Source organism: Shinella sp. NM-101 (assembly GCF_021401195.1).
Classification (GTDB): Bacteria; Pseudomonadota; Alphaproteobacteria; order Rhizobiales; family Rhizobiaceae; genus Shinella.
On the sequence record NZ_JACBFT010000005.1, the window covers coordinates 207,573 to 219,845 of the forward strand.

The 12,273-nt window shown below is 68.7% G+C and carries 12 protein-coding genes; 3 read left to right on the forward strand and 9 right to left on the reverse strand.

Features of this window, described 5'->3' with window-relative positions:
• Positions 1 to 183 precede the first annotated feature (183 nt).
• Entirely contained in the window at positions 184 to 1,371 is a 1,188-nt protein-coding gene (locus L0976_RS12365) for a hypothetical protein (protein ID WP_234187581.1), read from the forward strand.
• On the opposite strand, the gene L0976_RS12370 is transcribed toward L0976_RS12365, so the two are convergent.
• From L0976_RS12370 to L0976_RS12405, 8 genes are read right to left on the reverse strand one after another with little or no spacing between them, the layout of a single operon-like run.
• A complete protein-coding gene (locus tag L0976_RS12370) occupies positions 1,361 to 2,374 on the reverse strand; it encodes a succinylglutamate desuccinylase/aspartoacylase family protein (protein WP_234187583.1) in 1,014 nt (337 codons plus the stop codon). The genes L0976_RS12365 and L0976_RS12370 overlap by 11 nt on opposite strands.
• A 30-nt stretch (positions 2,375 to 2,404) precedes the next feature.
• Positions 2,405 to 2,749 (reverse strand): RidA family protein, encoded by a 345-nt coding sequence (locus L0976_RS12375; protein ID WP_234187585.1) that lies wholly within the window; start codon positions 2,747 to 2,749, stop codon positions 2,405 to 2,407.
• Positions 2,750 to 2,787: 38 nt separating this feature from the next.
• Positions 2,788 to 4,098, reverse strand: coding sequence for an alanine racemase (locus L0976_RS12380; protein ID WP_234187587.1), 1,311 nt, complete (start codon positions 4,096 to 4,098; stop codon positions 2,788 to 2,790).
• Complete coding sequence (locus tag L0976_RS12385; protein ID WP_234187589.1) at positions 4,091 to 5,026, reverse strand: amidohydrolase; 936 nt, start codon at positions 5,024 to 5,026, stop codon at positions 4,091 to 4,093. The genes L0976_RS12380 and L0976_RS12385 overlap by 8 nt, the downstream gene beginning before the upstream one ends.
• Positions 5,023 to 5,964, reverse strand: a complete 942-nt coding sequence (locus L0976_RS12390; protein WP_234187591.1) for an ABC transporter permease — start codon at positions 5,962 to 5,964, stop codon at positions 5,023 to 5,025. Before L0976_RS12390 ends, L0976_RS12385 begins: the two co-directional genes overlap by 4 nt.
• On the reverse strand, positions 5,961 to 6,926 hold the full coding sequence (locus L0976_RS12395; protein WP_234187592.1) for an ABC transporter permease: 966 nt from the start codon (positions 6,924 to 6,926) through the stop codon (positions 5,961 to 5,963). The genes L0976_RS12390 and L0976_RS12395 overlap by 4 nt, the downstream gene beginning before the upstream one ends.
• Positions 6,923 to 8,431: a sugar ABC transporter ATP-binding protein gene (locus L0976_RS12400; protein WP_234187593.1), complete on the reverse strand. Its 1,509-nt coding sequence runs from the start codon at positions 8,429 to 8,431 to the stop codon at positions 6,923 to 6,925. Before L0976_RS12400 ends, L0976_RS12395 begins: the two co-directional genes overlap by 4 nt.
• A 19-nt stretch (positions 8,432 to 8,450) precedes the next feature.
• Positions 8,451 to 9,521 (reverse strand): ABC transporter substrate-binding protein, encoded by a 1,071-nt coding sequence (locus tag L0976_RS12405; protein WP_234187594.1) that lies wholly within the window; start codon positions 9,519 to 9,521, stop codon positions 8,451 to 8,453.
• A 223-nt stretch (positions 9,522 to 9,744) separates the two neighbouring features.
• Between L0976_RS12405 and L0976_RS12410 the strand changes: the two genes are divergently transcribed.
• The gene (locus L0976_RS12410; RefSeq protein ID WP_234187595.1) at positions 9,745 to 10,530 is read left to right on the forward strand and encodes an IclR family transcriptional regulator; all 786 of its coding nucleotides are present in this window, start codon (positions 9,745 to 9,747) and stop codon (positions 10,528 to 10,530) included.
• A gap of 5 nt (positions 10,531 to 10,535) precedes the next feature.
• On the opposite strand, the gene L0976_RS12415 is transcribed toward L0976_RS12410, so the two are convergent.
• Positions 10,536 to 11,750 (reverse strand): TIGR03862 family flavoprotein, encoded by a 1,215-nt coding sequence (locus L0976_RS12415; RefSeq protein ID WP_234187596.1) that lies wholly within the window; start codon positions 11,748 to 11,750, stop codon positions 10,536 to 10,538.
• 99 nt (positions 11,751 to 11,849) lie between these two features.
• On the opposite strand from L0976_RS12415, the gene L0976_RS12420 reads away from it, so the two are divergent.
• Positions 11,850 to 12,251, forward strand: a complete 402-nt coding sequence (locus L0976_RS12420; protein WP_203316884.1) for a cupin domain-containing protein — start codon at positions 11,850 to 11,852, stop codon at positions 12,249 to 12,251.
• Positions 12,252 to 12,273 lie beyond the last annotated feature (22 nt).

Sequence of the window (12,273 nt, forward strand, 5' to 3'; positions counted from 1 at the left end):
CCAAGCGGCCCGCTGCGGACGCCCGTTCGCCCCTGCCGTCCGGCCTGTGGTGATCCCGCCTGAGGGAGGCAGCCGGCGTTTTCTTTCAGAAATGCGAGACGGCCGGGACACCGACAAGAATCCATCTGGACACTATTATGGACACATGTTCTATAAAATGGACAGATTCGACGGGAGCACGCCATGCATCTTTCCATGTGGACCTATCCCTGGGACATCCAGGACCAGGGACTGGAGGCGCTCGCCGCCGACCTTGCCGGCCGCGCCGGGCTGAACATGGTCAGCATGGCCACCTCCTACCATGCCGGCCGCTTCCTGCAGCCGCGCAGCCCGCGGCAGAAGGCCTATTTCCCGGAGGACGGCACGGTCTATTTCCGGCCGGACGAAAGCCTCTGGCAGGACAAGACGATCCGCCCCCTCATGGCGCAGAACGTCGCCGAGCGCGGCGACATGCTGGAAGCGCTGACAAAGGCACGGGCGCAGACCGGCCTCAAGGTCTCCTGCTGGACGGTCTGCCTGCACAACAGCCGCCTCGGCATGCTGCATCCCGGGCATGTCACCCGCAACGCCTTCGGCAATGCCAACTACTACAATCTCTGCCCCTCCAGTCCCGCCGCGCGCGACTATGTCGTGACCCTCGTCCGCGACATCACGACGAACCACAAGCCCGACATGCTGGAGCTGGAGAGCCCGAACTTCATGGGCTTTGCCCATGAATACCACCACGAGAAGGACGGCGTCGGCCTCAATGCCGAGGACGACTTCCTGCTCTCGCTCTGCTTCTGCGACCATTGCACCGCGCGGGCCGAAAAGGCCGGCGTGCCGGTGGAGGGCGCGCGCAAGACTGTCGCCCACTTCATCGCCGAGCTTTGCGAACGCGCCGTGCCGGAGCGGCAGTTCCCCGATTTCCCTGAGGCCGGCATCGACGCCTTCCGCGCCCATCCCGAGCTTCACGCCTTCCTTGCCTGGCGCAGCGAGCCGGTGACGAGCCTGATCGGCGAGATCAGGGCCGCCGCCGACCCGGCGACGCGCATCGTGCTGATCGACCTCAAGGACGGCTGGCTCGGCGGCGTCGATCTTGCCGCCGTCGGCAGGCTCTGCGACGGGGCGATCCTCTGCTGCTACGACATGACGCCCGAGGCCGTCGGCGAGGTCATCCGCACCGGCCGGGCGCTGCTCGGGCCGGACAAGTTCCTCGGGCTCGGCCTTCGCGTCTTCTATCCCGAGGTCGATGGCCCGGACATCCTGACGGCGCGCGTGAAAAACGCCGTCGAAGCGGGCGTCGACGGCGTCAATTTCTATAATTACGGGCTCATTCCGGCCAGGCGCCTCGACTGGGTGGGCGAGGCGGTGGCGGCGATCAGCCGCTGATCGGCTCGGCCACCTGGATCAGGCAGTCGCCGGCCTCACTGTCCGTGTGCAGCCGGTGGGAGATGACGATGCCGCCCTCGGCAAAGCGCAGCGTCTCCTCGCCGTCGTCCAGCCGCTCCAGGTCGTGATACCAGCCGGCAAGGTCGCCGGCGGCGACATGCGCGCCGAGCGCGACGGCCGGCTCGAACCAGCCGCGCCGGCTGGCATAGATGCCCTGGCTGTGCCGCGACAGCGAGAGAAGCTGAAGCGCGGGCGGCGCGGGCAGGGCCTGCCGCGACAGGACGGGCTTCTCGACGATGCCGAGCGCCAGGAGCAGCCGGTCGATGGCGGCCGCCGTGAAGGCCATGCTGTCCGGCGTTACCGTTCCGCCGCCGCCGAATTCGCCGGAAAGGCCGATCGTGCCGGCCCGGCCGGCCGCACCCATCGAGGTCGGCGCCGCCGGTCCGTTGTCGGCGATGAAGGCATGGGCCGCGCCCATCGCCCGCATCAGGTCGAGCGAGCGCTCGAAGCGCGCGGCATCGGCCTGCCGCTCGATGAGCGTGCAGGCCAGATGCGCCATGGAGGTGCCGCCGGAATGCAGGTCGAGCACCGCGTCGTGTTGCGGGAACAGCGTGTGCTCGAGGAAATGCGCCAGCCGCGCCGTCGGCATGCCGGCGGGATCGCCCGGAAAGGCGCGGTTGAGATTGCCGCCGTCGAAGGGCGAGCAGCGCTTCGCCGCCATCACCGCCGGCAGGTTCGCCATCGGCAGGATGGTGACGGCGCCGCGGATCTTCGCGGCATCGAGAAGCCGCATCAGCCGCCCGAGCTGAAGCTCGCCCTCATATTCGTCGCCGTGATTGCCCGCCATCAGCAGAAGGCCCGGTCCCGCGCCGTTCTTCAGGCGCAGGATCGGGATGCGGATCTGGTAATAGGGCGAGCGGTCGACCGAATAGGGAATGGCGAGATGCCCGGCCTGCCGGCCGTCCAGCGCGAAATCGATCGGGTTGACAAGTCCGCTGTGCATGGGGGTCTCCAGTCCGGGCAGGGGCCGCCCTCAGAGGGCGGCGACGGCGGTCATCTCGACGCGAAGGTCGGGATCGGCAAGGCGGGCCTCGACGCAGGCGCGGGCCGGCGGGTTGACCGGATCGATCCACGCATCATAGACGCCGTTCATCGCATCGAAATCCACGATCGCCGGCAGGAAGACGTTGACGGCCAGGAGCTTCGAGCGATCCGTGCCGGCTTCCTTCAGAAGGGCGTCGATCTTGCCGAGCACGTCCTGCGTCTGGGCTTCGATGCCGGCCTTGCGGTCTTCGGCGACCTGGCCGGCAATGTAGACGAGACCGCCATAGCTGACGGCCTGGCTCATGCGCGAACCCTTCTGGTAACGCTGGATCATCGCGTGTTTTCCTTTTCTTTATGCTTGCTTGGGGAGGATCAGCCGAAGCTGGTGAGATAGGCGGCCGTCACCGTATGGTCCGGGTCGAGGCCGTAGAGGATGGCGTGCCGGTCGAGGCAGGTGCAGGGATGCGAGATGCCGAACTCGACAACGTCGCCGACGGCAACGTCGCCTGCCCCCGGCAGGGCGACGAAGGCGTGCTGGTCGTTGAGGCGCAGCACCTCGGCGCCGGTGAAATCGCCAAGCCGCACGCCGTTCCGGTAAAGCGCCAGCGGCCGCGGCAGGCCCTGGTCGATGGCGACGTCGCGAAGGCCCATGCCGCAGATCGCAAGGCCCGGCTCGGGGCGCGACAGCACCTCCGCCCAGACCCTGAGCGCCGGCTGGAAGCCGGCGGAGGCCGACGCGGTCTCCTCGCCGATACGGAAGCCGCCGCGCGCATCGAGGCCGGCAAGGCCGCGCTCGTAGATGCCGTGGTCGTGGAAGAAGATCGCCCCGCAGCGCAGCACCATCAGGCAATCGGGATCGGCCCTGACGGCGGCGGAAAGCCCGGCGACGACCCGGTCGAAGAAGACCGAACCGCCCGCCGTCACCAAGAGCGGCCGTTCGTTGCCGATACCGGCGCGCACCTTCGGCAGGAAATCCGCCGTGAGCCGCATCAGGCCGTCGATCCGGCTGAGCGTCTCGTTGGCATCGGCGGTCGCGGCGGCGCCCTCATAGGCGGCGATGCCGGTCAGCCGGAAGTTTGGCGTTTCCGCCGCAAGGATCGCGTCGAGGATCGCCCCGACGGCCTCGGCGCTGCGCGCACCGGCACGGCCGGCGCCGAACTCGACGAGGAGGCCGAGCGGCGGCAGGTCGCCGCGTTCCTGCCAGGCCGTGCGCAGCGCCTCGGCCAGCGGGAGCGAATCGACAAAAATATGCACCTCGGCCGTCGGATAGCCGGCGAGCAGCGCGGCGAGGCGGCGGGCGGCGGCAAGGCCGCCGATCTCGTTGGCAAGCAGCAGCCGGCGCTGGCCGGCCTTGAGCAGCACGGCGGCCTGGCGGATATCGGCGACGGTCGTGCCCCACGCGCCCGCGGCGAGCAGCGCGCCGGAAATCGCCGTCGACATCGGCGTCTTGGCATGCGGGGCGATCTCGACGCCCTGGCCTTTCACATAGGCCATCATCAGGTCGACATTGGCGGCGAAGGCCTGCCGGTCGAGCGAGATCAGCGGCAGCGCCATATTGCCGTCGAAGGGCTTCCAGCCCTGCCTGCCAAGGGCATCGAGCGCAAGCGGCGCATGGCCCGGCGGAAAGCCGCGGATGCGGTCGTCGACCAGCGGATTGTCGGTGGCGGCATGAAGGTCAGACATGGTGTTCTCTAATCCCGAGGCGGTAGGTCTCGTTGGCGGTCGTGAAGAAAAGGGCGCGCTGCTCGTCGAGCGAAAGAGGCGCGGCGACGGTGCGGAAGACCGCGTAGACCTCGTCGAAGGAGGCATGCAAGCCGGCCACGGGGAAATCGCTGGCGAACATCGCGCGCGCCGGCCCGAAGCAGTCGAGCCCGTGCTCGATGACCGGCCGCAGGCTTTCGAGCGTCCAGTCGTTGTCATAGGCGACGAGGTCGGAGATCTTCAGCCGCACGTTCGGCTCGCGGCCGAGCGCCCGCAGGCCACTCCTCCAGAACGCCATGCCCGCCTCGCTCCGGTCCGCCGGGCTGCCGGCATGGTTGAGCACGAAGAGCGTGTCGGGAAAGGCGCGCACGAGATCGACCGCCTCGTCCATCTGCCAGGGATAGAGCATCAGGTCGAAGACAAGGCCGAGGCGGGCAAGATGGGCAAGGCCGCGGCGCCAGGCGGGGTCGGCCATGCGATGCGGACGAGGCGCAAAACTTTTCGCCGGCTCCGGGTGCCAGCTCACGATATCGCGGATGCCGACGACGTTCGGATTGGCCGCCTCCGTTTCGAGCAGGCGAAGGACATCGGGACTGTCGAGGGGAACGCGGGCGACATAGCGCCGCGCAGTGCCGCAGGAGCGGTCGAGCCCGTCCAGCCAGCGGCTTTCCTCCAGCGGATGCGCGTCCGACCAGCCGGCCTCGACATGCACCGTGGCGACGATGTCCTGCCGCGCGGCATCGGCGCGATATTCGGCGATGCCATAGTCCTTCAGGATCGGCGCGAGGCTGCCATAGACCATCTCGCCGCCGGTCGCCCGCGCCCTTTCCAGCCAGGGATGACGCCCGAGCGACAGGTCCCAGAGATGGTGGTGCGGGTCGATGACCGGCCCGCCGTAGCGCATGTTCATCGCCGCGCCTCGCGGCCGGAAATGAGCAGCAGCGCGAGGATCAGCGTGCCGAACATGATCGAGCGCCAGCCGGGCGAGGCATTGACCACCGTGATCAGCGCCGTCGTGGTGACGAGCAGGATCGCGCCGGGAATGGTGCCGGCATAGGTGCCGCGCCCGCCGAGGATGGAAGTGCCGCCGAGCACGACGGCCGCGATCGACGTCAGGAGATAGGGATCGCCGATGCCGACATAGCCCTGCCGGTTCATGCCGAGCACCAGGATGCCGGCAAGGCCCGCGAAGAAGCCCGAGAGAGCATAAAGGATCAGCGTGTTGCGCGTGACGCTGACGCCGGAAAGCCGCGTCGCCAGCGGATTGGCCCCGAGGGCGAGGAAGCGCGCGCCGATGGGCATGCGGTGGATGAGCAGCAGCACGCCGGCCGAGACGACGACCCAGAGGATCACGCCGGCGGGAACGCCGAGCGGCCGGGCCTGCCCGAGGAGGATGACGGCCGGATTGCTGACCGTGACCGCGCTGCCGCCGGCGACGATGACGAGCAGGCCTTGCAGGAAGGTCGCCATGGCGAGCGTCATGATGATCGGCGGCACGCGGAGATAGGCCGCCCCCGCGCCGTTGAGGAAGCCGATGCCGGCGGCAATCGCCAGCGCCAGGACGATGCCGACGAGGCCCGTCGGGTCTGAGGCGGGCGAGATCAACGGCAGGAGGATCGCCGTGACGGTGATGACCGCGCCAACCGAAAGGTCGATGCCGCCCATCAGGATGACGAGCGTCTGGCCGGCCGCCGCGATGCCGATGACGGCCGCAAGCTCCAGAAGGTAGCGCAGGTGCCCGTAGGCGCCGAAGCCGCGCAGCGTGAGGCCGGCGACGAGCCAGACGAGCGCCACCAGCACGAAGGTCAGGAGCGGCGGGTTGCGGAACAGGGATCGCACTGCATTCATCGCCTTGCCCTCCAGACGCCGAGAAGTTCCGGCACCGCGACGGCGCCGACGATGATCAGGCCCTGCGCGACATATTGCGCGACGGGCGGGAAGCCGAGGAAGAACATCACGTTGATCATGACCGAGAGCAGCAGGCTGCCGCAGATCGCCCCGCGCATCGTGCCCTTGCCGCCGAGGAAACCGACGCCGCCGAGCACGGCCGCGGCAATCGAGTTCAGCGTGAAGGGCGTGCCGATGACCGGGTCGCCCGAGCCGGTCTGCGCCGCGACGAAGAGGCCGGCCAGCGCCGCCAGCAGGCCGGAAAGCGCGAAGGAGACGATCTTCACCCGCTCGACCGGAACGCCGGAGCGGAAGGCGCCGACGGGATTGTCGCCCGCCGCATAGATGCCGAGGCCGAGCGGCGTTGCCAGAAACGCCTTCCAGAGCACGAGGACGGCGACGAGCAGCAGGAAGGCGACCGGCGTGTGGCCGGCGAGCGTCGTCGAGAGCCAGTCCGGGATGAAGCCGCCCGGGCGCGGCAGGAGGATCAGCGCGACGCCGGTGATGATGAAGGAGCCGGCCAGCGTCACGATGATCGCCGGCAGGCGCAGATGCGCGACGATGGCCCCGGTGACGGCGCCGATGGCAAGGCCGGTGAAGGCGACGGCGAGGAAGCCGCCCGGCACGCCGAGGACGCCCTCCATGGTGGTCGCGGCGATCACCGCGCCGAGGCTGACGAGCGGGCCGATGGCGAGCGTGATGCCGCCGTTCAGCATCAGGAGCGCCTGCGCCATGGTGACGAGCGCCAGCGGGAACCAGTTCTGCGTGAACTTGGAGAAGCCGCCGACGGAAAGGATGCCCGGAAAGAGCACGGCATAAAGAATGAGAAAGGCGGCGACGACGAGGTAGAGACCGCCGAGGCCGCGGTTGCGGCGGCGCTGGACGGCGCCGTAGAGCCAGCCGGAGGATGAAACAGCGCTCATGCGGCCGCTCCCTTTCTGTCGATGCCCATGGCCGCGCCGACGATGGCCTCTTCACTGATGGCGTCGCCCGACAGCGTCGCCGCGACGCGGCCCTCGCGCAGCACTACGACGCGGTCGCACAAATGCACGAGCTCGGGCGTATCGGAGCTTGCGAGGATGACGAGCCGGCCCTCGGCGGCGAAGGCGCGCAGCATGAGGTAGATCTCGCGCTTGGTCTCGATGTCGACGCCGCGCGTCGGATCGTTGAGCAGCAGCACGGACGGGTCGAGCGGCAGCCACTTGGCGAGCGCCACCTTCTGCTGGTTGCCGCCCGAAAGCGCCTGCACCGGACGGGCGACGTCGCCCTTGATGGTGAGCCGGCGGGCGAGATCGGCGATCAGCCCGGTTTCCGCGGCCCTGTCGCGCAGGCCCCCGCGCGCAAGCCGGCCGAGGGAGGGCAGGATGAGATTGGAGGCGATGGAATGCGGCAGCACCAGCCCCTCGTGCTTGCGGTCGGCCGGCACATAGACGATGCCGGCCGCATTGGCCGCCTCGACATGGATGGGCAGGCCGTTCCTGCCCGAGACCTCGGCCATGTCGGCCCTTGCGGGGATCGCGCCATAGAGGCCGAGCAGCAGGTCTTCCTGCCCCTGCCCGACAAGGCCGCCGATGCCGACGATCTCGCCCGCATGGGCGGAAAAGCCGATGTCGCGCACGAGGCCGGCGGAAAAGCCCTCGACGCCGATGCGCAGCGCGCCGGGAGCGGGATCACGGCGCGGCGGGAAGAGATCGCCCGTCTCGCGGCCGACCATGAGGCGCACCAGCCCCTCCCCGTCGATGCCGGCGAGCGACTGGTCGGCCGTGACGCCGCCATCCTTCAGCACGGTGACGTGGGAGCAGAGCGCCTGCACCTCGTTGAGGCGATGGGAGATATAGAGCAGCGCCGTGCCGCGGTCGCGCAGCGTCTCGATGAGGCGGGCGAGGATGCCGGCCTCATGGGCGGAGAGCGAGGAGGTCGGCTCGTCGAGGATGAGCACGCGGGGCTTGCGGAAGAGCGCCTTGGCGATCTCCACCATCTGGCGGCGGCCGAGCGCGAGGTCGGCGACCGGCATGTCGAGCGGCTCGGTGAGACCCACCATGTCGCAGACCTCCCGCACGCCGCGGTGGAGCGCGGCATAATCGATGAGGCCGAAGCGGCGCGGGAAGGCGCCGAGGCCGATATTCTCGGCGATCGACAGGTCGGCCGTCAGGCTCAGCTCCTGCTGCACCACGGCGATGCCGGCCGCGCGGGCGGCGGCCGGGCTGAAGCGCCCGACCGGCTTGCCGTCGACGGAAATCGTGCCGCTGTCCGGCTGGAGAGCGCCGGACAGCAGATTGATCAGCGTGGATTTTCCCGCGCCGTTCTCGCCGAGCAGGGCATGAACCCTGCCCGGCAGAAGGGCGATATCGACGCCCTTGAGAACCGGATTGCCGAAAAATCCCTTGAACACCTGCCGGGCTTCCAGCAGGGGCCTTGATTCCGTCATGACGGCGTCCTCTTCGGCTTTACTGCGCGATCAGCTTGTCGAACAGCGCCTGGTCGTAATCCGAATAGATGTAGCCGTCGGCCGGGAACTGGTCGGCGCGGGCGAGGTAGCTGTCGATCGAGCTGTCGTCGATGACCGGCAGCGGCACCTTGATGAAGGCGGGAACGTCCTTGCCTTCCAGCGCCTGCACGGCCGTGTAGACGGAAAGCGCGCCGAGCCAGTTCGGCTGCATCGTCGCCCAGCCCTTCAGGCCCTTTTCCTTCCACAGTTCCAGGAACTGGCGGGCATTCTCGCCGGTGATCGGGACCTGCTCGCGGCCCTGGCGGTCGAAGGCCATGACGGAACCGGCCGAAAGCGCGCCGCCGAGCGAGAGCACGCCGTCGATCTCCGGATTGGCGAAGAGCAGGCTCGTCATCGCTTCCTGCGCCGGGGCGACGTTATATTCGGTGTTCGTCTCGGTGATGATCTCGAGGCCCGGATTGGCGTCGAGCACCGGCTGGGCGCCCTTGCGGCGGTCGTCGCTGACCGAGATGCCGGCCGGGCCGTTCATGACGATGATCCTGCCCTTGCCGCCGAGCTGGTCGGCAAGCCACTTGGCGGCGCCCGCGCCCCATTCGTTGGAATCGGTGTTGATCTTCGCCGTCACCTTGTCGGTGTTGACGAGGCTGTCGAAGTTCACGACGGCGATGCCCTTGTCGCAGGCATCCGAGATGACGCGGTCGAGCGCGTTGGACGAGCCGGCGATGACGACGATGGCGTCGACATTGGCGTCGATCATCGACTGGATGTGCTGGATCTGCGTCTGGGCGTTGCCCTGCGCGTCCGTGATCATCAGGTCCTTGACGAGGCCGTCCTTCTTCAGCGTCTCGACCTCGGCGGCAATCGTGCCTTCGGTCTGCTTCATCCAGGTCGGCACCGAATAGATGTTGGCCCAGCCGATCGTGTAGGGCGCCTTGCGATCGCCCTTGATGCAGTTGGCGGCGGCCGACGCCGTGCCGGCGCCAAAGACGAGGAGAGCCGCGGCGGCAGCGGCACCCGCGAGAAGGCGGCTGCGCAGCGAGGCGGACGGGCGGTGCTTGGAAATGTTCATGTCGATCCCCTTTTGTGCGGCAGCAGGAACGGGCTTGCCATCCGTATATGTCCAATATAATGTACATATGATCTTTATACCGGACGGCGCGATCTTATGCCCATTTTCCTGCCTCGCAAGAGGGGCATGAAAATTTCCCTGCCGGGGACGGAAAACGAGCGGATTGACAGATGTCGCGGCCGGCGTGACAAGCTGGCGCGACGAACAGCGGGGACCCACGCGAATGGATGCAATTGCGGACGATGCAGGCGGCAAGCGCGCCCGGGGGCTCGACCGGGCCTTCGAGATCCTCGATTTCCTGCGCCAGAAGCGCCAGCCGCTGAAGCCGAACGAGATCGCCGCGCAGATCGGCGCGCCGCGCTCATCGGTCTACGAGCTGGTGAACCTCCTCTTGCGCAACGGCATCCTGGAATTCACCGGCGGCGAGGGCCGCGTCTATCTCGGCCGCAAGCTCTATTTCCTCGGCGCGGCCTACGAGAACCATTTCGACTTCACCCGCGAATGCGAGGCAACACTCGACCGGCTCGCCGACGAGACGCGCGAAACCGCGCAGTTCTGCATGCTGGACGGCAACAAATACACGGTCGTGCGCATGCGCGAGGGCGCACGACCCTTCCGCATCTCCACGGACATCGGCCAGTCGGTGCCGATCCCGTGGACCGCCTCGGGCCGGCTTCTGGTCGCCCATATGACGGATGCGGAGATCCTCGCCTTCATCCCCCCGGAGGATTTTCGCCTGCCGGGTGGCGAATGGCTCGATCCGCAGGCGTTCCTGGCGGAGGTTCGGCAATCGGCGGCCGAAGGCTTCTTCACCTTCAACAGCATCGTCGACAGTTTCACCCACTGCTTCGCCGTGCCCGTCATGGACGAGGAAGGCCATGCCGCCGCGACGCTCTGCCTCGTCGCCCCGCGCGCCGACGGCCTTGCCAATCGCGACCGCTACCTCGCCTGCCTGAGAGACGCCGCCGCCGGCCTCAGCCACGTTCCGGCACGGGCAAAACGCGCCTGACCCGCCTATCCGTCCCGGTTGGATAGCCAGCGATCCATCCCGAGCGCGGCCGCACGGCCGGTGGCAAGACACGCCGTCAGCAGGTAGCCGCCGGTCGGCGCCTCCCAGTCGATCATCTCGCCGGCGACGAAGACGCCGGGCAGCACCTTGAGCATGTAGCCCTCGTCGATGGCGTCGAACCTCACGCCGCCCGCCGACGAGATCGCCTCGGCAATCGGCCGCGGGCGCACGGGACGGAGCGGCACCGCCTTGATCGCCGCCGCCAGAGCTGCGGGAGCCAGCCCGGCCGCATCGGAAACGCAGGCCCGCAGCAGCGCCGCCTTGACCCCGTCGAGCCCGGCGCCCTTGCGCAGCCGGGTGGAAAAGCTCGCCTTGCCGCCCTGCCGCGCGAGATCCGCAGCCAGCCGTTCCGCCGTGCGGCCCGGCGCGAGATCGAGCGCCAGGATCGCCGTCCCGGCCCCGTCCAGCGCATCGCGCAGCGCTGCCGCATGGGCATAGATCAGGCTGCCCTCGACGCCCGAGGCCGAGATGACGAATTCGCCGGGGATCGTCCCGGCCGCCGAGCGCGCCGTGACGCCCTTGACCGGAGCGCCCGCGAATTTCTCCACGAAGAACGCGGGCCAATCGACATCGAAACCGCAATTGGCCGGCCGGAAGGGCGCGATATCGACGCCCCTTTCCGCAAGCGCACCGACCCAGGCGGCATCCGAGCCGAGCCGCGGCCAGCTCGCCCCGCCGAGCGCCAGGAGGACAGCATCGAAGGCCATCGTCACCGCGCCGCCGGGCGTCCCGACCGCCAGCCCTTCCGGCGCGAAGCCCGTCCAGCGATGGCGCACGCGGATATCGACCCCCTGCCCTTCCAGCCGCGCCCGCCAGGCGCGCAGCAAGGGCGAGGCCTTCATCACGGTCGGAAACACCCGGCCGGACGATCCGACGAAGGTCTGCGTACCGAGCCCGGATGCCCAATCCCGCAGATCGTCCGGCGGGAAGGCATCGAGCGCCGCGCGCAGATGCCCGTTCGCCGCGCCGAAACGGATGGCGAAGCGCTCATAGGGTTCGGAATGGGTGATGTTGAGGCCCGACTTGCCGGCCAGCAGGAACTTTCGCCCGACCGTCGGCATCGCCTCCAGCACCGTCACGGCATGGCCCCGCGCGGACAGCATCTCTGCCGCCATCAGCCCGGCCGGCCCGCCGCCGACGATCCCGATCCGCCCTGCCATCTCGTTCCCGCGCGTTGAAAACCTTCCCTGCCCTCATAAATCGTCTCCGCCGGCTCCGCCAGCCGGTGTATGCTCGTTCGAGACAGCAAGGAGACGGACATGGAGATCACGCGCAACGGCACCAGCCCCTCGACGGCAGGCCCGGCCGCCTATTTCACCGGTACCGTGCGGCTCGACACGCCTTTCAAGGCCGAAGCGCCCGGCCGTGCCGGCGGCGCGATCGTCACCTTCGAGCCGGGCGCCCGCACCGCATGGCACACCCATCCGCTCGGCCAGACCGTCATCGTCACGTCCGGTCTCGGCTGGGCACAGCGCGAGGGCGGACCCGTCGAGGAGATCCGCCCGGGCGACGTCGTCTGGTTCCCGCCGGGCGAAAAGCACTGGCACGGCGCCACCGACCGGACCGCCATGACCCATGTGGCCATCGCCGAATCGCAGGACGGCACGCCGGTGACCTGGCTGGAACCGGTGACGGACGAACAGTATCTCGGCAAAGGCTAGCCCAAGCCCGCGGATGAAGGTG